Raw genomic sequence first — 21,474 nt, 5'->3', positions numbered from 1 at the left:
ATCTCACCCTGACCTTTAATCACAACACCTGCCCCACCAGCACCACCAATCACGCGGCTGGATACCCGCGCTGAGCTGCAGTAACGTGAGGACCTAGCACTATAGTAGACGTGCGCAAAATAAGGCGAGACGGCGCCGCCCCAAAATCTGTGGATTTCTCCATTCTCACACTTCCCCATGAAAGATTGCTTACCTTGCTTAAAGAGACGGATGGTCGGGGTGGACGATCGTCGCGCCGTGGCCGTCCAACTCTTGCGCGCCGACGTTTCCGCCAGCAGCTGCCGTGTCACCGGGGGCGCCCCGTGAGGGGGCCGCGAAAGCTGCTGGACGGGACGCCATGCAGGGTGCGTGCAGATAGGACTTGCAGCGACCTGGAAGGTGAAGCGACACCGGTGACCGACACTTCCATCGACGCTTTGCTGCGCCAACTCGGTTCGATACACCCGGGTGTGGCGGCGTGACGTCCAGCATCCGCGGCGAAGCCGACCTCCGCCACTGGCTGGTCGACTATCTGGTGACGAACATCGGTCGCACACCCGACGAGGTCGACCCCGAACTGTCGCTGGCAGACCATGGCGTGAGCTCGCGCGAGGTGGTTGTGCTGTCCGGTGAGTTGTCGGAGTTGCTGGGCCGCAAAGTCTCGCCCGTCGACTTCTGGGAGCACCCCACGATCAACGCGCTGGCCGCGCACTTGACCGCGCCCGTGCCCGACGCCGATGCGGATGCCGCGCTGAAACGCCCGGCTCCCAACTCGCTCGACGAGCCGATCGCCGTCATCGGGATGGGATGCCGCTTCCCCGGCGACATCAGTGGGCCGGACGCCTTGTGGGAGTTGCTCTGCAACCGCGGCTGCACGATCTCCGAGGTCCCGCCGCAGCGCTGGCGGCCGTTCGACAACGGCTCACCCGAGGTGACGGCGGCGCTGGCCCGCACCACCCGGTGGGGGTCCTTCCTGCCCGACATCGACGCCTTCGACGCGGAGTTCTTCGAGATCACCGCGCACGAAGCGAACAAGATGGATCCTCAGCAGCGACTGCTGCTGGAGGTCGCCTGGGAGGCCCTCGAGCACGCCGGCATCTCCCCGACCTCGCTGAGCCGAACGCAGACCGGAGTATTCGCCGGAGCGTGCTCGAGCGAATACGGTGCCATCACGTTGGGCGATCTGCCTCAAGTCGACGCGTGGAACAACACCGGCGGCGCGATGAGCATCATCGCCAACCGACTCTCGTATTTCCTCGACCTGCGCGGCCCGTCGGTGTCGGTCGACACCGCCTGCTCGTCGTCGCTGGTGGCCATCCACCTGGCCTGCCAGAGTCTGCGCACTCAGGATTCCCACCTGGCCATCGCGGCCGGGGTGAACGTGTTGTTGACCCCCACCGTATTTCGCGGTTTCGATCAGGCCGGCGCGCTGTCGCCGACCGGAAAGTGCCGCGCGTTCGACGCCGCGGCCGACGGGTTCGTGCGCGGCGAAGGCGCCGGGGTGGTCGTGCTCAAGCGGCTGACGGACGCACAGCGCGACGGCGACCGGGTGCTCGCCGTGATCTGCGGCTCGGCCGTCAATCAGGATGGCCGCTCCAACGGGCTGATGGCCCCCAACCCCGCGGCCCAGATGGCGGTGCTGCGCGCCGCCTACGCCAATGCCGGCATGCAGCCGAACGAGGTCGACTATGTCGAAACCCACGGTACCGGAACACTATTGGGAGATCCGATCGAGGCACGGGCGCTGGGCACGGTGCTCGGTCGCGGGCGATCGCAGGACTCGCCCCTGCTGATCGGCGCGGTGAAGACGAATATCGGTCACACCGAGGCCGCGGCCGGGATCGCGGGCTTCATCAAGGCGGTCTTGGCGTTGCAGCGCGGCCAGATTCCGCCGAACCAGCGCTTCGAAAGCCCCAACCCGCACATCCCGTTCACCGACCTGCGCATGAAGGTCGTTGACACGCAAATGGATTGGCCGCAGACAGCGCATCCGCGCCGGGCCGGGGTGTCGTCCTTCGGATTCGGCGGCACCAACGCGCACGTGGTGCTCGAGCAGGGCCAAGAGGTGGCGCCCCCGGCGGCGCCCAGGTCTGATCCGAACATCTCGACCCTCGTCGTCGCGGGTAAGACGCCGCGACGAGTCGCCGCGACGGCGTCGGCGCTGGCCGAGTGGATGGAAGGCGCCGGGGCCGACGTCGCCCTGGCCGACGTGGCTCACACGCTCAACCATCACCGGGCCCGGCACTCCAGGTTCGGCACCGTGGTAGCCCGCGACCGCGCCCAGGCGGTGGCCGGGTTGCGCGCCCTGGCCGCGGGCCGGCAGGCACCCGGAGTGGTGGGCCCGCAGGACAGCGACGAGCCGCGACCGGGCACGGTGTTCGTGTACTCGGGCCGCGGATCGCAGTGGGCCGGCATGGGCCGCCAACTGCTGGCCGACGAGCCCGCTTTCGCCGCGGCCGTCGCCGAGCTCGAGCCGGTGTTCGCCGGCCAGGCCGGGTTCTCGCTGCACGACGTGCTGGCAGGTGGCAAGGAACTCGTCGGTATCGAACAGATTCAGCTCGGCCTGATCGGCATGCAGCTGACACTGACCGCGCTGTGGCGCTCCTACGGCGTGGAACCCGACCTGGTGATCGGCCACTCGATGGGCGAGGTCGCCGCCGCGGTGGTGGCCGGGGTGCTCACCCCCGCCGAAGGACTGCGGGTGACCGCCACGCGCTCGCGGCTGATGGCCCCGTTGTCGGGACAGGGCGGCATGGCGCTGCTCGGACTCGATGCCGCCGCCACCGAGGCATTGATCCTCGAGTACTCGCAGGTGACGCTCGGGATCTACAACTCGCCGAGCCAGAGTGTGATCTCCGGGCCCACCGAGCAGATCGACGAGCTGATCACCCGGCTGCGGGGTCAGAACCGCTTCGCGAGCCGGGTCAATATCGAAGTGGCGCCGCACAATCCGGCGATGGATGCGCTGCAGCCGGCGATGCGCGCGGAGCTGGCCGACCTGGCGCCGCAGCCGCCGACGATTCCGATCATCTCCACCACGTACGCAGACCTCGGCATTCGTCCGGCCTTCGACGCCGAGCACTGGGCCACCAACATGCGTAACCCGGTGCACTTCCAGCAGGCCATCGCTCATGCCGGCAGCCCGGCCGGTGGACCCCATCACACCTTCATCGAAATCAGCGGGCACCCGTTGCTGCCCCAGGCGATCAGCGAAACGCTGCACAGCGCGCAGCACGGAAGCAAATACGTCAGTGTCGGCAGCTTGCAACGCAACACCGACGACACCATCAGCTTCCGCACCAGCCTCAACACCGTGCGCGGCACGCATCCCCCCCAGACGCCACATCCGCCGGAGCCGCACATCCAGATCCCCACCACTCCGTGGCACCACACCCGGCACTGGATCGACACCACCCCCATTGCCTGGAAAACGCCGGAAACGTTGGGCTGCAACGGTTCTGCAGCCATTGCGGCGGGCCCGCTCGGCGACTGCTCGTACCGGCTGGCGTGGCCGGCGATTCCATTGGCCGATGCCGAGCTCGCGGCCGCCGGCGCCGGGCGATGGCTGGTGATCGGCGATCCCGCGCTGGCGACTCAATTGAATGCCGAAACGGTGGCCGCCGACGCCGACCCGGTGGAATTGGCCGAAGCCCTCGGCGAAGTCGACTACGTGCTGTATGCACCGGCGGTAGCCGACGATTCGTTCGATGTCGGGTTGGCCTATGAGCTGTTCGACCAGGTGCGCCGGCTCGTCGCGGTGCTGGCGGCCGGCGACTCATCGGAGAAGTTGTTCCTGGTCACCCGCAACGCCCAACCCGTCTTCGACGGTGATCGCGCCAACCCTACGCACGGACTGCTGTGGGGCCTTGGTCGCACCCTCGCTCTCGAGCACCCCGAAATCTGGGGTGGCATAGTCGATTTCGATGCTTCCGTGCCGGCCGCGGTGGTGGCCAGGCAGCTACTCGGGGAAGTAGGCAGCACCGACGGCGAGGACCAGGTCGTTTACCGGCGCGGCGCCCGCCACGTGGCCCGGCTGCATCGGCGGACGCTGCCGACGGAATCGCCGGTCACGTTGGACGCCGACGGCAGTCAGCTGGTCGTCGGGGCGACCGGAAACATCGGTCCGCACCTGATCCGCCAACTCTCGGCGATGGGCGCCAAAACCATCGTCGCGGTGTCCCGCAACCCCGGGTTGCGCCTACAGGCGCTGACCGAAACCCTCGCCGCAGAAGGCACCAACCTGGTCACCGTGGCCGCCGACGCCACCGACGAATCCGCGATGAGCGAGCTGTTCGCCCGGTTCGGTGCGGACCTGCCGCCGCTGCAGGGAATCTACTTGGCGGCCTTCGCCGGCCAGCCCGTGTTGCTCAGCGAGATGACCGACGACGACGTGCGGGCGATGTTCGCCCCCAAGCTGGACGCCGCCGCGCTGCTGCATCGGCTGTCGCTGACGACAACGTCGCTGCGCCACTTCGTCTTGTTCTCCTCGATCTCCGGGCTGACCGGTTCGCGCTGGCTTGGTCACTACGCCGCCACCAGCGGGTACCTGGACGCGCTGGCATACGGCCGTCGCGTGATGGGATTGCCGGCGACCACCGTCAACTGGGGACTGTGGAAGTCGTTGGCCGACACCGACGAGGCCAGTCAGGTCAGTGTGGGATCCGGGTTGCTGCCCATGGACGACGAGGTTGCGATCGGCGCGCTGCCGTACCTGATGAGCCCCGCCGCTGGCGTGCACTCCGTTGTGGTGCAAGCTGATTGGCCGTTGCTGGCCGACGCGTACCGGGCTCGCGGAGCGCTGCACATCGTCGACGACCTGCTGCCGGCGCCCGGTGAGACGGCCATGGGCGAAAGCGAGTTCCGCATTTCGCTGCGCGCATGCGAGCCGGGACGCCGCCACACGATGCTGTTCGATCGGGTCGGCATGCTGGCTGCCAAGGCGATGGGACTGCCGCCTACCGAGACGCTCGATCCGTCCACCGGGTTCTTCCAGCTCGGCATGGACTCGCTGATGAGCGCGATGCTGCGCCGCGCACTGTCCGACGATCTCGGCGAGGCGCTGCCGGTCTCCGTGGTCTTCGACTACCCGACCGTCTACAGCCTGACCGACTATCTGGCCACCGCGCTCCCCGAGCTCGACACCGAAACCGAAGCCGTCGCCGATGCCTACGACGAGCTCGACGAGGACGAGTTGCTGGCAGAACTTTCGGAAAGGCTACGAGGCTCTCGATGACCGCCGCCACACCGGACCGCCGGGCGATCATCACCGAGGCGCTGCACAAAATCGATGATCTGACCGCGCGGCTGGCCATCGCCGAACAGGCGAGCACCGAACCGATTGCCGTCGTCGGCATGGCCTGCCGGCTGCCCGGAGGCATCGACAGCCCCGAACAGTTCTGGGACCTGTTGTGCGAGCGGCGAAGTGGCATCGTCGAAGTTCCGCCCGAGCGGTGGGATGCCGACGCCCTGTACAACGAGGATCACACCGTCCCGGGCACGATCTGCAACCGACAGGGCGGCTTCCTGTCCGGCTGGCAGCCCGACGAATTCGACGCGGAGTTCTTCGCCATCCCGCCGCGCGAGGCCGCCGCGATGGACCCGCAACAGCGGTTGTTCCTCGAGGTCGCGTGGGAGGCGTTGGAGGACGCCGGGATTCCGCCGCACACGCTGCAGGGCACCCAGACCGGGGTGTTCGTCGGCGTCACCGCCTACGACTACATGCTGAAGATGTCGGGCGCGGTGCGACCCGACGAGTTGGACGCTTACCTGTTGACCGGAAACTCCGCGAACTTCGCCGCGGGGCGCACCGCCTACCTGCTCGGCGCCCGGGGTCCGGCGGTGGTGCTGGACACCGCATGCTCCTCGTCGCTGGTCACCATCCACTTGGCCTGCCAAAGCCTGCGCTGGCGGGAAAGCGACACGGCGCTGGTCGGCGGGACCAACCTGCTGCTGAGCCCGGTGGCCAGCATCGCGTGCTCGCGCTGGGGAATGCTGTCGCCCGAAGGCCAGTGCAAGACCTTCGACGCCGGCGCGAACGGCTATGTGCGCAGCGAGGGCGCCGGCGTGGTGGTGCTCAAGCGACTGTCCGACGCGCAGCAAGACGGCAACCGCATCCTGGCCGTGATACGTGGTTCGGCGGTCAACTCCGACGGCGCCAGCAGCGGGGTCACGGTGCCCAACGGCCCGGCCCAGCAGGCTCTGCTTCGCCAGGCGCTGAAAGTGGCCAGGCTGACACCGGCCGACATCGACTACATCGAGGCGCACGGCACCGGCACCCCGTTGGGCGACCCGATCGAACTCGATTCGCTGAGCACGGTTTTCGGTGACCGCGAGGGCCGTGCGCCGCTGGTGCTCGGCGCCGTGAAGACCAACCTCGGCCACCTGGAAGCCGCGGCCGGGATCGCCGGGTTCATCAAGACCGTGCTGGCGGTCGAACATGGCCGCATCCCGCAGAACCTGAACTTCACCGAGCTCACTCCGCATGCGAGCCAAGGTGTTTCGCGGCTGAAGATCGCCACCGAGGACATGGCATGGCCCTCGACCGAGCAGCCGCGCCGGGCCGGGGTGTCGTCGTTCGGTGTGAGCGGGACGAACGCGCACGTGGTGATCGAGCAGGCACCGTCTTCGGCGCTCGCGCCGCAGGACCCGCCGCCGGCGGTGTCGACGCTGGTGCTGTCCGGCAAGTCGGCGCAACGCGTGGCGGCGACGGCCTCGGTGCTCGCCGACTGGATGGACGGCCCGGGGGCCGACGTGCCGCTGGCCGACGTGGCGCACACCCTCAACCACCACCGGGCCCGGCACCCCAAGTTCGCGACAGTGGCCGCCGTCGACCGCGACCAGGCGGTGGCGGGATTGCGCGCACTGGCCGCCGGTGAACCAGGCCCGGGTGTGGTCGGGTGCCCCGAGACATCCACCGGGCCGGGCACCGTGTTCGTCTATTCCGGCCGCGGATCGCAATGGGCCGGAATGGGGCGCCGGCTGCTGGCCGACGAGCCCGCGTTCGCCGCGGCACTGACCGAACTCGAGCCGGTTTTCGTTGCGGAGGCCGGGTTTTCGCTGCACGACGTGATCGCCGGCGGCAAGGAACTGATCGGCATCGAGCAGATCCAGCTCGGTCTGATCGGGGCGCAGCTGGCGCTGACCGCGCTGTGGCGCTTCTACGGAGTCACGCCGGATCTGGTGATCGGCCACTCGATGGGAGAGGTGGCGGCCGCGGTGGTGGCCGGTGCCCTGACACCCGCCGAAGGTCTTCGAGTGACGGCGACCAGGTCGCGGCTGATGGCCCCGCTGTCGGGGCAGGGCACGATGGCCATGCTCGAACTCGACGCCACCGCCACCGAGCGGCTGATCACGGATTATCCGCAGGTCACCCTCGGGATCTACGCCTCGCCGCGCCAGACGGTCATCTCGGGGCCCCCCGGGCAGATCGACGAGTTGATCGCCAAGGTGCGCGCGCAGGGTCAGTTCGCCGGCAAGGTCAACATCGAAGTGGCCCCGCACAACCCGGCGATGGACGCGCTGCAGCCGGCGATGCGCGCCGAGCTGGCCGGTCTGCGACCGCAGACACCGAGCATTCCGATCATCTCGACGACCTACGAAAACCTGGGTCGCCCAGTGACATTCGACGCCGAGCACTGGGCCACCAATATGCGCAACCCGGTGCGCTTTCAGCAGGCGATCAGTTCCGCCGGCGCGGCCCATCACACGTTCATCGAAATCAGCGGACACCCCCTGCTCACCCACGCCATCGGCGAAACGCTGACCGCGCGCGAGAGTCCCGGCTTCGTCAGCATCGGTACCCTGCAGCGCGATACGCACGACACGCTGACCTTCCACACCAACCTCAACACCGTCCGCCGACCGGATACTTCGACCGGACGACAGATCGTGCTGCCGACCACCCCCTGGCTGCACGGCCATCACTGGATCACTCCCAGCGCCACCGCGCACCACGCGCCGAACACCCACCCGCTGCTGGGTTTTGGCGTCACTGATCCCACCAACGGCACCCGGGTCTGGGAATGCGAGCTCAACCCCGAGTTGTTGTGGCTCGGCGATCACGTGATCGACGATCTGTGCGTGCTGCCGGGCGCCGCCTACGCCGATGTCGCGCTGGCAGCGGCGACGGATGCATTCGCGTCGGAGTCGGACGACCGGCCGTGGATGATCCGCGAGCTGAGCCTGCACCAGATGCTGCAGGTGACCGACGACACGGTGCTGGTCACGACGCTCACCGGCAGCGAGCAGACGTGCCAGATCGAAATGCGCACCCGCAGCGCATCGTCGGGATGGATCAAGCATGCCAGCGCCACCGTGGCGCGCGAGACCGTGGACCGGCCGGCCGGTCCGACCGTTGCTGCCAATGATGTTGCGGCCGAGATCAACCCGGATGAGCTGTACGACCGGTTACGTGCCGCCGGGCAACAACACGGACCGGCGTTTCGCGGGATCACCGGGCTGGCCGTGGCGGCCTCGGGGGCGGCTCGCGCGCAGGGGCGGCTGCCCTCGTCGGCCAAGGCCGGGGCCCGCAACTTCCTGCTGCATCCGGTCATGATGGACATCGCGGTGCAAGCCCTCGGCGCCACCCGGGCCGCGACCGACCTGGCCGGAGGGCAGAACACAAGGCAAACCCTGGTGCTGCCAATCCGTTTCGCGGGCATCCACGTGTACGGCGACGTCTCCGACGGTGTGTGTTCGACCGGCTCACTTGCCGCCACCGACAGCCCGGACCGGCTGCTCGGCCATGTTGAGCTGACCGACGCCAACGGACGGCCACTGCTCGTCATCGACGAAGTGGAAATGGCGGTACTCGGGTCGGCAAGCGGCGCAGCACATCTCAACGATCACTTGCTGGCATTGGAGTGGGAGCCCGCACCGCTGGACAAAGCGGCCGCCAGCCTCGGCGGATTGTTGCTGATCGGCGACGCCCCCGCCGGCGATCCGCTGCTGGCCGCGCTGCGGTCGTCGCTGAGCGACGGCGCCGCCGAAGTCGACGTGGTGTCCCCGACCGATACCGCCGAGCTGCGCGCGGCGATCACCCGAAAGCCCTGGGACGGCATCGTCGTCCTGTGCCCGCCGCACGCCGCCGACGAATCGCTGCCGCAGACGGCACAACTGGACCTGGCGCTGGAGCGCACCCTGCTGATCGCCGACATCGCCAAGACCGTGACCCGCATGGGCGCCCGCAACAGCCCGCGACTGTGGATCGTCACCCGCGGCGCACAGCAAGTCGGCCCGGGTGAACCGGTCACGCTGGCTCAGACGGAGCTGCGCGGCATCGCGCGGGTGCTGACTTTCGAGCATCCGGAGCTGAAGACCACGATCGTCGACGTCGACCCGGACGGTGCCGGCTCGGCGGCCGCGCTGGCCCAGGAGCTGCTGGCCGGCTCCGACGCCGACGAGGTCGCGCTGCGCGACGGGCATCGCTACCTGAACCGGCTGCTGCCGGCCCCCACCACGGCCTCCGGTGAGCTGGTCGGCGAAACCCGGCACGCGAAAGTGAACCTGGACACCGGTGGCGCGGTGCGGCTGCAGATCGACGAGCCCGGACGCCTGGATGCCCTCAGACTGCATGCGGTGCAGCGCATTTCGCCGAAGCCCGACGAGGTGGAGGTCCGCATCGCCGCGGCGGGCCTCAACTTCAGCGACGTGCTCAAGGCGATGGGCATCTACCCCACCCTCGACGGCGCCGCTCCCGTCATCGGCGGCGAGGGCGCCGGCGTCGTCACCGCCGTCGGCAGCGATGTCGACTCCGTGCAAGTCGGGCAGCGCGTGATCGCCATCGGCCCAGGCACTTTCGGCTCGCACATGACCACGCTCGCCGAGCTGTGCACCCCGATTCCGGACACGCTGCCGGATGCCGAGGCGGCCGCGTTCGGGATCGCGTATCTGACCGCCTGGCACTCGTTGGTCGAGGTCGGGCGGTTGGCCCCGGGCGAACGGGTACTGATCCATTCGGCCACCGGCGGTGTCGGCGTGGCGGCGATGGCGATCGCGAAGATGATCGGCGCCCGCATCTACACCACGGCCGGCTCGGACGCCAAGCGTGACATGCTCGCCGCGCGCGGCGTCGAATACGTCGGCAATTCGCGCACGTCCGATTTCGCCGACGAGATCCTCGAGATCACCGACGGCTACGGCGTGGACGTCATCCTCAACTCGCTTCCCGACGAAGCGATTCAGCGCGGGGTGCAGATCCTGGCACCCGGCGGCCGGTTCATCGAACTGGGCAAGAAGGACGTCTACGCCAACGCCACCCTGGGCTTGGCGGCGCTGACCAAGAGCGCGTCGTTCTCCGTGGTGGACCTGGACCTCAATCTCAAGCTGCAGCCGGCGCGCTACCGCGCGATGCTCACCGAAATCCTGCGGCACGTCGCGGACGGCACCCTGCAGGTCCTTCCCGTCACCGCGTTCGCCCTCGAAAACGCGGGCGACGCCTTCGCGTTGATGGCATCCGGACGGCACACCGGCAAGATCGCCGTCACCGTACCGGCCTCCGGCAGCATCGACGCGATCGCGGCAACCCCACAGCAACTGGTCAGCCCCGACGGCGGCTACATCATCGTGGGCGGCATGGGCGGTCTCGGTTTCGTCGTGGCCCAGTGGCTGGCGCGCCACGGCGCGGGATTGATTGTGCTGAACGGTCGTTCGGCACCCGGACCGGACGTGACGGCGGCGATCGCGGAACTCGGCGCCGGGGGCACCCGGATCGAAGTCGTCACCGGCGATATCGCCGAACCGGGCACGGCCGACCGGCTGGTACAAGCGGTCCACGACGCCGGCTTGCGGGTGGCCGGAGTCCTGCACAGTGCCATGGTCCTCGACGACGAGATCGTGCTGAACATCTCGGACTCGGCCGCGCGCCGCGTGTTCACCCCCAAGGTCACCGGCGGATGGCGGCTGCATCAGGCCACCGCCGGGCTGGACGTGGATTGGTGGCTCACCTTCTCGTCGGCGTCCTCGCTGCTGGGCACGCCCGGCCAGGGCAGCTACGCCGCCGCCAACTCGTGGGTCGACGGACTGGTCACCTATCGACGCTCGCGCGGGCTGCCCGCTGTCGGAATCAACTGGGGCCCATGGGCCGACGTCGGCCGCGCCCAGTTCTTCGCCGATCTCGGCGTCTCGCTGATCACGGTCGAAGAAGGGCTGGCGGCCATGCAGCGGCTGTTGACGGCCGACCGCGCCCGCACCGGGGTCATCCACCTCGACACGAGGCAGTGGTTCCAATCCTTCCCGGCCGCGGGTGGTTCGTCCTTGTTCGCGACGTTGCACGACTCGGCCAAGGCGCAGCGGCACGGCGGTGGCGCGATCCGCGTCGAATTGGATGCCAGCGACCCCGCCGAGCGCCCGGATCGGCTGGCGGCCGCGATCGCCGACCAGATCCGGGCGGTGCTGCGCTCCACCGAGCCGATCGCACATGACCGGCCGATGGAGTCGCTCGGTCTCGACTCGCTGATGGCCCTCGAACTGCGCAACAGGCTGGAGGCGAGCCTTGGCACCACGTTGCCGGCCGCCCTGGTCTGGGCGTACCCGACGATCCACGATCTCGCCGGTGCGATGTGCGAACGCCTGGGTTATGACACGGTGGCCGCTGCCGAACCGGAGGCCGACGCCGAGACCGAGCTATCCGATGAGGAAATGGAATTGTTGTCCGACCTCGTTGCGGCGAGCGAGCTCGAAACAGCCACGGGGGGCAGTGAGTAATGACGAGTCTTGCCGAACGCGCGGCACAGATGTCCCCCAAGGCGCGCGAGGTGCTCGCGCGTGAGCTTGTTCGGGCCGGCACGGCATTTCCGACCGACATCGCCGAGCCGATAGCGGTCGTCGGGATCGGCTGCCGGTTGCCCGGGAATGTGACTGGGCCCGAGAGCTTTTGGCAGCTGCTGATGGACGGTCGCGACGCCGTCGGCGAGGTGCCGGCCGACCGGTGGAACGGGGACGCGTTCTACGATCCCGATCCGCAGGCGCCGGGACGCATGACGACCAAGTGGGGCGGCTTCCTCGACGACGTCGCCGGATTCGACGCCGACTTCTTCGGCATCACCCCGCGCGAAGCCGTCGCGATGGACCCGCAGCAGCGGATCCTGCTCGAGGTCGCCTGGGAAGCCCTCGAACACGCCGGACTGGCCCCGGATTCGTTGAGCGGCAGCCAGACCGCCGCGATCATGGGTGTGTCGGCGTGGGATTACACGATCCTCAACCTCGAGCGCAACACCGAGATCGACGCCTACATGAGCACCGGAAACCCGCACAGTGCCGCGGTGGGCCGCATCTCGTACCTGCTCGGGTTGCGCGGTCCGGCGGTGGCCGTCGACACGGCGTGCTCGTCGTCGCTGGTGGCCATCCACCTGGCCTGCCAGAACCTTCGGCTACGGGAAAGCGACGTCGCACTCGCCGGTGGGGTGCATCTGTCCCTGTCGCCGTTCACCAGCATCGCGTTGTCCAAGTGGTCGGCCCTGTCGCCGACCGGCCGGTGCAAGACCTTCGACGCGCTCGCCGACGGGTTCGTGCGCGGCGAGGGCTGCGGCGTGGTGGTGCTCAAGCGGTTGGCCGACGCGGTTCGCGACGGTGATCGGGTGTTGGGTGTCGTCCGCGGTTCGGCGATCAACTCCGATGGCCGGTCCAACGGCATGACCGCGCCGAACGCCGCCGCACAACGCGACGTGATCAGCACCGCGCTGAAGATGGCCGACGCCACCGCCGACACCGTGAACTACGTCGAAACCCACGGCACCGGAACGATTTTGGGTGACCCGATTGAATTCGAGGCGCTGGCCGCCACTTATGGCGGCGGCCAGGGCCGCTGCGCGCTGGGCTCGGTCAAGACCAACATCGGTCACCTGGAAGCCTCGGCCGGCGTCACCGGATTCATCAAGGCGATCCTCGCGGTGAACCGCGGATATATTCCGCGCAACCTGCACTTCAACCGGTGGAACCCCGCGATCGACCCGTCGGGAACGCGGCTGTTCGTGCCGACCGAGGGCACCGCGTGGCCCACCGACGGCATCCGCCGGGCGGCGGTGTCGTCGTTCGGGCTGAGCGGCACCAACGCACACGTGGTCGTCGAGCAGCCGCCCGCTGCGTCCCCGCCACCCGCGGCCCAGCCGGTGGTGTCCACGTTGGTGGTGTCGGGCAAGACACCGCAGCGACTGGCGTCGTCGGCCGCGACCCTGGCCGACTGGATCGCCGGTCCCGGCGCCGCGGTCCCTCTGGCCGACGTCGCGCACACCGTGAATCATCGCCGTGCCCGGCACAGTTGGGTGGGCACCGTCGTGGCGCGTGATCACGCCGCGGCGGTGACGGGACTGCGGGCGTTGGCCACCGGCACGCCGGCGCCCGGTGTGGGGGCGGCACGCGAGGCAGGCTCAGGATCCGGCACCGTGTTCCTCTACTCCGGCCAGGGCGCGCAGTGGGCCGGCATGGGCCGCCGGCTGCTGGCCGACGAACCGGCCTTCGCCGCCGCCGTCGCCGAGCTGGAGCCTGAATTCGTTGCCCAGACCGGCTTTTCGTTGCAGCAGACGCTGGCCGACGGCAGCCCGGTCACCGGCATCGACAAGATCCAGCCACTGCTGGTGGGCATCCAGCTGGCGCTGACCGCACTGTGGCGCCACTACGGCGTCGAACCCGACGCGGTGATCGGACACTCGATGGGCGAGGTGTCGGCGGCCGTGGTGTCCGGGGCGCTCACCGCCGCCGAAGGGCTGCGGGTGATCGCCACCCGCTCAAAACTGATGGCGCAGTTGTCCGGCCAGGGCGCGATGGCCCTGCTCGAACTCGACGCCCTCGCGGTCGAGGCACTGATCAGCGAGTACCCGGACGTCACCCTCGCCGTCCACGCTTCGCCGAGCCAGTCGGTGATCGCGGGCCCACCCGACCAGGTGGATGCGGTCATCGCGGCGGTGACCGCCCGGAACCTGCTGGCCCGGCGCATCGAGGTCGACGTGGCCTCCCATCACCCGATCATCGACCCGATATTGCCGCAATTGCGTTCGGCATTAAGCGATCTGGCCCCCAAGCCGCCGACCATCCCGATGATCACCACGGTGCTGGAGGGTCCCGCCCCGGCGCTGGACGCCGACTACTGGGCGGCAAACCTGCGCAACCCGGTGCGGTTCCACCAAGCCGTCAGCGCCGCGGGTGCCGACCACCACACCTTCATCGAGATCAGCCCCCACCCGTTGCTTACTCACTCGATCAACGACACCCTGGGTGAGGCCAACGCGCACACCCTCGGCACCCTGCAGCGTGACACCGACGACACTGTCACCTTCCACGCGCAGCTCGCCGCGCAGTCCGCCGGCAACGCGAACGCGGCGACGAACAGTGCCGACGGCCGGCTGGCCGACCTCCCGGTCACACCGTGGGAGCACACGCAATATTGGATCGCCGACCGGTCCGCGGTGTCGAATTCCGTTGCCAGTCATCCACTGCTCGGTGTGCACATCGAGGTTCCGTCCAGTAAAGACCACGTCTGGCAGGCCGATGTCGGCACCGAGGTGTCGCCCTGGCTTGCCGACCACAAGGTGTTCGGACAGGCGACCATGCCCGGCGCGGGGTTCACCGAAATCGCCTTGGCCGCAGCCAGTGAGGCGTTGGGCGTGCCGGCCGACGCCGTGTCGCTCAACCAGCTCGAAGTCGAGCAGATGCTCACCCTGAACGACCACACCCAGTTGACCACCCAGTTGATGCGGGGCGCCGACGACAAGATCCGGATCGAAATCTATTCCCGCTCAGCGGGTAACGACTGGACCCGGCACGCGACGGCCAGGGCCGAAGTACGCACGCCCCAAACCCCTCTCGAACAGCCGGCAACCGCCGGCGGCAGCGGCGAGACGGCGATCAACCCCGCCGATGTGTACGCCGCGCTGCGGCGGGCCGGTCAATTCCACGGTCCCGCTTTCGCCGCCTTGACGGCGATCCGCCGGCTGCCCGGTGGTGCGGTCGAAACCGACATCGTTCTTCCTGACGAGTCGCCGTGGCACCCGGACTTTCGGCTCCACCCGGTCATGCTGGACGCGGCTCTGCAGAGTTTGGCCGCCGCGATCCCCGATGACGAACTCGCCGGATCCGCCGAGGCGAGCTATCTCCCGGTGTCCTTCGAGTCGGTGCGGGTGTACGGCAACCCCGGCCGGCGAGCTCACTGCCGGGCGCAGCTGTCCGGTCTGGACGAGGGCGGGGCGGGAAAGCTCGGCAGAATCGTCTTGACCGATGACGCCGGGACCGTCACCGCGGAGATCAACGACATCTACGTGCGACGGGTGGAACGCCGTAGCGTGCCGCTTCCCTTGTCGCAGAAGGTCTTCGATACCTCGTGGGAGCCCCGCCCGGTCAGCGCCGGGCCGTCGGACGTCCCCGGCAGCTGGCTGGTGCTCACCGATGGGACGACCACCCGGGCCGACCAGTTCGTCGCCGGATGGCGGTCACCGGCGCACCGCGTCGTCACCGCCGACCTGCACGACGAGTCCGCCGTGCTCGCCGCGTTCGCCGACACCGCGGCCGACCCCGAACACCCGCCCGTCGGTGTGGTCGTATTCATCGCGGACAACCCGAGCGTGAACCGCGACGGCATCGCACAGTCCCGCGAAGCGGTCTGGGCGGTCTCGACCGTCGTGCGCGCGATCATCGGCGGCTGGCACGGCCGGCCGCCCCGGCTCTGGCTAATCTCCGGCGGCGGCCTGCCCATCGGTGCGCAAGCCGGCCAGCCGGGGATCGGGGCGCTCAAGGGCCTGGTGCGCGTGCTGGCTTACGAACACCCCGAATTGCGAACCACGCTGGTCGATCTCGACCTCACCCGCGATCCGGACACCGTGCTGAACGCCGAACTGGAGTCCGCGGTGTCCGGCTCGATCGACGACGTGATCGCCTGGCGCGGCGACCAGCGGTACGTCGAGCGGCTATCCCGGGCGACGCTCGACGAGCCCGCCGGTGGCGAGGTGGTGCGCGCCGGGGCGTCCTACATCATCACCGGCGGCCTGGGCGGTCTCGGGTTGGTGTTCGCGCACTGGCTGGCCGAGCGCGGCGCCGGCCGCATCGTTCTCAACGGTCGCAGCGAACCGTCCGACGAACAGCGGGCGGTGCTGGCCGAATTGGAACGCAAGGCCGAGATCGCGGTCGTCCTGGGCGATCTCGCCGTCGACGGCGTGGCAGAGAAATTGGTGGCGTCCGCCGGGGAATCGACACTGCGCGGCGTCCTGCACGCCGCCGCGGTACTCGACGACAGCCTGGTGTTCTCCATGACCAAGGACAGCGTGGAGCGCGTATGGGCGCCCAAGGTGATCGGCGCCGCGCGGATGCATGAGGCCACCCTCGGGTGCGAATTGGACTGGTGGCTCGGCTTTTCCTCCACCTCGTCCCTGCTGGGCGGTCCGGGACAGGCCTCGTACGCCTGCGCGAGCGCCTGGCTGGACGCCCTGGTCGACTGGCGGCGGGCCTCGGGTTTGCCTGCGGCGGTGATCAACTGGGGACCGTGGGCCGAGGTCGGACTGGCCCGCACGCTGACCGGCGGGCCGCTGGATCCGATCACCCCGGCCGAGGGTGCCGCGGCCCTGGAGCCGTTGCTGGCCACCGGTCGCGGCCACACCGGCGTCGCACGGTTGCGTCCCGACCGGGCGCTGATCGCCTTCCCCGAGATTCGCAACCTCGGCTACTTCACCAGCGTGGTGGCCGAACTCGAGGCCGCGGGCGACGGCGGCAACTGGGCCGGACCCGAGGCGCTGCACGGTTTGGATCCCGCCGAAGCGAAAGCCGCGATCGCCGACCGGCTGCACGCACGCATCGCCGCGGTGATGGGCTACGCGGAACGATCGGCCGTCGACGCGGACCTGCCGCTGGTCGAATTGGGGATGGATTCGCTGATGGCCGTGCGCATCCGCAATTCCGCGCGGGCGGATTTCGGCGCGGAGCCGCCGGTGGCGCTACTGCTGCAGGGCGCGACGCTCAACGATCTCACGGCCGAGCTGCTCCGCCAGCTTGGGCTTACCGGTGACGCGCAAGCACACCAGCAAGAAGGTGCTGTTCGCGACCGGGCACAGCAGCGCGCGGCGGCGCGCCAACAAGCCGCACAGCGGCGGAAGCGAGGACGCTAGGAATGAGCACGCCAGAGGCTTACGCAACGGCACCGCCGGACAACGCCATCGCGGTGATCGGCATGGCCGGAAGATTCCCGGGCGCCAACAATGTTGCGGACTTCTGGGACAACCTTCGGCGCGGCGAGGAGTCGATCACCACGCTGTCCGAGGACGACCTGCGCGCTGCCGGCGTCGGCGACGAGGTGCTGGCGAACCCCGGGTATGTACGGCGCGCGCCCCTGATCGACGGTTTCGACGAGTTCGATGCCGAGTTCTTCGGATTCCCACCGCAACTCGCCCGCAAGCTGGATCCGCAACACCGGTTGTTCCTGCAGTGCGCGTGGCATGCGTTCGAGGATGCCGGGTGTGACCCCGCCGAGTTCGACGGCGCGATCGGCGTCTACGGAACCAGCTCCCCCAGCGGTTATCTGATGCACAACCTGGCGTCGCATCACGGCGGCGGCGCCTTCATGGCGACCGGACTCGACTTCGAGCAGTTCAACCTGTTCCTGCAGAACGACAAGGACTTCCTGGCGACGCGGGTATCGCATCAATTCGACCTGCGCGGGCCGAGCATCTCGGTTCAGACCGCGTGCTCGTCGTCACTGGTCGCCATCCACCTGGCCTGCCAGAGCCTGCTGTCCGGGGAATGTGACATGGCCCTGGCCGGCGGGTCATCGCTGGCCATCCCGCATCGTGTCGGTTACTGGAACTCACCGGGAGCGATGGTGTCGGCGGTCGGCCACTGCCGCCCGTTCGACGTGCGCGCCGATGGGACGGTGTTCGGCAGCGGTGCCGCGATCGTGGTTCTCAAGCCACTGCAGGCCGCCATCGATGCCGGGGACCGGATTCACGCGGTCATCCGCGGGTCCGCGATCAACAACGACGGATCCATGAAGATGGGGTACGCGGCGCCGAACCCCGCCGCGCAGGCCGATGTGATCGCCGAAGCCCATGCGGTATCGGGTATCGATGCCTCGACCGTGAGTTACGTCGAGACACACGGAACCGGTACGGCGCTGGGCGATCCGATCGAAGTCCAGGGCCTCAAAGCCGCGTTCGCCGTGTCCGAGACGCCGCGGCCCGGACCGTGTGTGCTGGGGTCGGTCAAATCGAACATCGGCCATCTCGAGGTGGCCGCGGGCGTGGTGAGTCTGGTCAAGGCGATTCTGTGCCTGAAGCACCAGGCGATTCCCGCCACGCTGCACTTCACCAGTCCCAACCCGGAACTGCATCTCGACGAGACTCCGTTCACCGTGCGCAGCGAGTACGGCCCGTGGGAATGGGACGGCGTGCGCCGGGCCGGTGTCAGTTCGTTCGGCGTGGGCGGCACCAACGTGCACGTCGTGGTGGAAGAAGCGCCGCGGGTCCCGGACGCCGCCAAGCCCGACCGTCCCCAGGTGCTGCTGTTGTCCGCACGAACGCCGGCGGCGCTGGAGGAATCGCGTGCCGCCCTGGCCCGGACGTTGGCCGACCCGGACGGACCCGACCTGGCGGACGCTGCTTTCACCCTGTCCGCTCGTCGCAAGCACGGCATCGCCATGGCGGCGGTGGTGCACGATCGCGAGCACGCGGCGAAGGTACTGCAGGCCGCGGAGCACGACAACGTTTTCGTCGGGGAGTCCGTCAGTCACGGCGACACCGACGAATCCACGGCCGACCGGGTCGCTTTCATGTTTCCGGGGCAAGGCGCTCAGCACGTCGGGATGGCCCGGGGTCTGTACGATACCGAGCCGGTTTTCGCCGAACACTTCGACGCCTGCGTGGCGGGATTCAACGACGAGATGGGGATCGACCTGCGTGCCGAGATATTCGGCGACGCCACAACGGATTTGGAGCGCATTGACCGTTCTCAGCCGGCGCTGTTCACGGTGGAGTACGCGTTGGCGAGACTGGTCGAGACCTTTGGTGTGCGAGCCGGCGCGTACATCGGATACAGCACCGGCGAGTACATCGCGGCCACGCTGGCGGGGGTTTTCGATCTTCCGACGGCGATCAAGACGGTGTCCTTGCGTGCCCGCCTGATGCACGAATCCCCGCCCGGCTCCATGGTCGCCGTGGCGCTGGGGCCCGACGACATCGCCGAATTCCTTACCCCCGGGGTCGATCTGTCCGCGGTCAACGATCCCGGCAACTGCGTCGTCGCCGGACCGAACGACCAGATTCGCGCGTTCACCGGGCGGCTGCGCGAACGCGGCATCAACGCTCGACGGGTCCGCGCGACGCACGCATTCCATTCCAGCGCAATGAATTCCATGGCAGCGCAGTTCCAGGAGTTCCTCTGCGGTGTCGAGCTGCACCGGCCGAACACGCCGCTGCTGTCCAACCTGACCGGAACCTGGATGACCGACGAGCAGGCCACCGACCCGGCCAGCTGGGCGCGCCAGATCAGCGCGACCATCAAGTTCGCCGACGAACTCGACGTGTTGCTGAGCGATGCCGACCGGGTCCTGGTCGAAATGGGCCCGGGCGGCAGCCTGACCGGATCGGCGATCCGGCACTCCAAGTGGTCGGGCAAGCACCGCGCCGTGCGGCTGATGCGCCACCCCGTGCAGAACACCGACGACCGGGACGCCTTCTTGCTCGGCCTCGGCCAGCTATGGGCGGCCGACGTGGCCGTGGACTGGTCGCCGGTCACCGGATCAACCAACAGCATCGTCAGCCTGCCCGGTTATCCCTTTGCACGCGAGCGGCATTGGGTTGACCCCAAGCCCATCGTGTGGACCGGCGCGGCCGCGGAGGTCAACGGCTCGTCCACCAACGGCGTCGCCGTCGCCGCGGCACCGGTCAACGGTCAATCGGCCACCGAGGCGACGTTGCATCGCATCTGGATGCAGTGCCTGGGCGTCACCTCCCTGGACCGCAACGCCAATTTCTTTGACCTCGGTGGAGACTCGCTGATCGCGATCGGCATCTCGACGAGTGCCAACAATTCCGGCTTGGTCGTCACCCCGCAGCATCTCTACGAACACCCGACCCTGGCCAGCCTGGCCGCTGCCGTCGACGCCGAGTTCACCGGGGCCGGGCTGACGCAACCACCGGACGCCGACGCGTATTCACCGGTGCCCGCCAATATCGCCGGTTTCCTGGAACACGGTGTGCGAGAAGCCGGTCGCTGGCGCGTCCCGCTGATCTTCTCACTCGCGCCCAGCGTCACGATCGACGACGTCCGCGCCGTGCTGACCGCGTTGGCCAATCACCATGACGCGTTGCGCCTCGAGCTCGTCGACCGAGCGGGCACCTGGGAGCAGCACATCGCCGCGCCACAGGAATTCGGCCGCCTGTCGTCGCGGACGCTGCCCGCCGGGGTGGCCGACGAGCGGGCCGCGGTGCGCGACGTGGTGGCCGAACTGGTGGCCCAGGACGACCTGACCGCGTTGTTCACCGCGACCCATATCACCGGTGGCGCCGCCGGTTCCTACCTGGTGTTGTCCGCCCACGAGATGATCGCGGACATCGCCTCGCGCGAAATCCTGCTGACCGATCTGTTCACCGCCTTGTCCCAACACCTTGCGGGCGAAGAGATCCTGCTGCCCCCGACCGCCGCCGGGTGGCGCGATTGGTCGCTGCGCACCGGGGCCCTGGCAACGCATCCGGCCGTCGTGGACACCCGCGACTTCTGGCTGCAGACCCTGACCACGGCGACGGTCCACCTGGGCGATCCCGCAATCACCGACCCGCCGAGCGCCGGCGACCTGCTGAGGCTGCCGTCGGCGCTGGACGTCGCGGAAACAGCCGAAGTCGACGACGCCCGCCGCAGGCTCGGCGTGTCGATCGAGGAGGTTCTGCTGGCGGCGTTGAGCGCAACGATCGCCCAAACCGTCGGCGAGGGTGCGGTTTCGGTCGACTTGGAGGGCACCGGCCGTTCGGTGCTGAGGCCGGACGTCGATCTGCGCCGCACCATCGGCCGGTTCACGACGATCTATCCGGCCGCGCTGCGATGCACGAAGGCCGCGGCTGCGACCGAGCTGCTGGCAGGCGTGAGCGACACCCTGAAATCCGTGCCGCACTTCGGCGTCGGCTACGGACTGCTTCGCTACGTGTATGCGCCCACCGCCCGGACGCTGGCCGCCGCCGGCGCCTCCGACATCCACCTGCGCTACGTCGGCACGGTCCCGGAGCCGCCGCCATTGGACGCGCCGGTGCAGTTCGATTCCGACGCGGCGCTGCCGGTGCGCGATCCGATTCCTGGGCTGGGCCATGCGGTCGAACTTCGTGTGTACCGCTATTCCGGCGCGCTGCATCTGGATTGGTGGTACGACGCGCGCCGCGTCGCACTGCAGCGGGCGCAAGCGCTGGTCGAACGTTTCCCCGTCGCAGTGCGGGCCTTGATCTCCGAGGCTGTCGATGCCATCCCCGACGATGGCGATACGGGCTCGGCACCGGTAGAGCTGGCGCTGGTGGACTTGTCGTCGTTCGACTGAGGGGG

The 21,474-nt window shown here is 68.8% G+C and carries 4 protein-coding genes; all 4 read left to right on the top strand.

Annotated features, from left to right (window positions below; translation table 11 throughout):
• Positions 1-457 precede the first annotated feature (457 nt).
• The 4 genes from MAAFP003_RS08430 to MAAFP003_RS08415 are packed head-to-tail and all read left to right on the top strand — an operon-like array spanning position 458 to position 21,469.
• Complete coding sequence (locus MAAFP003_RS08430; protein WP_096286036.1) at positions 458-5,212, top strand: type I polyketide synthase; 4,755 nt, start codon at positions 458-460, stop codon at positions 5,210-5,212.
• A complete protein-coding gene (locus tag MAAFP003_RS08425) occupies positions 5,209-11,682 on the top strand; it encodes a type I polyketide synthase (protein WP_096286034.1) in 6,474 nt (2,157 codons plus the stop codon). The genes MAAFP003_RS08430 and MAAFP003_RS08425 overlap by 4 nt, the downstream gene beginning before the upstream one ends.
• Positions 11,682-17,063, top strand: coding sequence for a type I polyketide synthase (locus tag MAAFP003_RS08420; RefSeq protein WP_096286032.1), 5,382 nt, complete (start codon positions 11,682-11,684; stop codon positions 17,061-17,063). The genes MAAFP003_RS08425 and MAAFP003_RS08420 overlap by 1 nt, the downstream gene beginning before the upstream one ends.
• Positions 17,064-17,065: 2 nt before the next feature.
• Positions 17,066-21,469: a type I polyketide synthase gene (locus tag MAAFP003_RS08415; RefSeq protein WP_096286030.1), complete on the top strand. Its 4,404-nt coding sequence runs from the start codon at positions 17,066-17,068 to the stop codon at positions 21,467-21,469.
• The last annotated feature ends 5 nt before the right edge of the window (positions 21,470-21,474 follow it).

Origin of the sequence: Mycobacterium ahvazicum, from assembly GCF_900176255.2 — a bacterium.
Taxonomy (GTDB): domain Bacteria; phylum Actinomycetota; class Actinomycetes; order Mycobacteriales; family Mycobacteriaceae; genus Mycobacterium; species Mycobacterium ahvazicum.
This window is presented reverse-complemented; position numbering and strand designations above follow the sequence as displayed.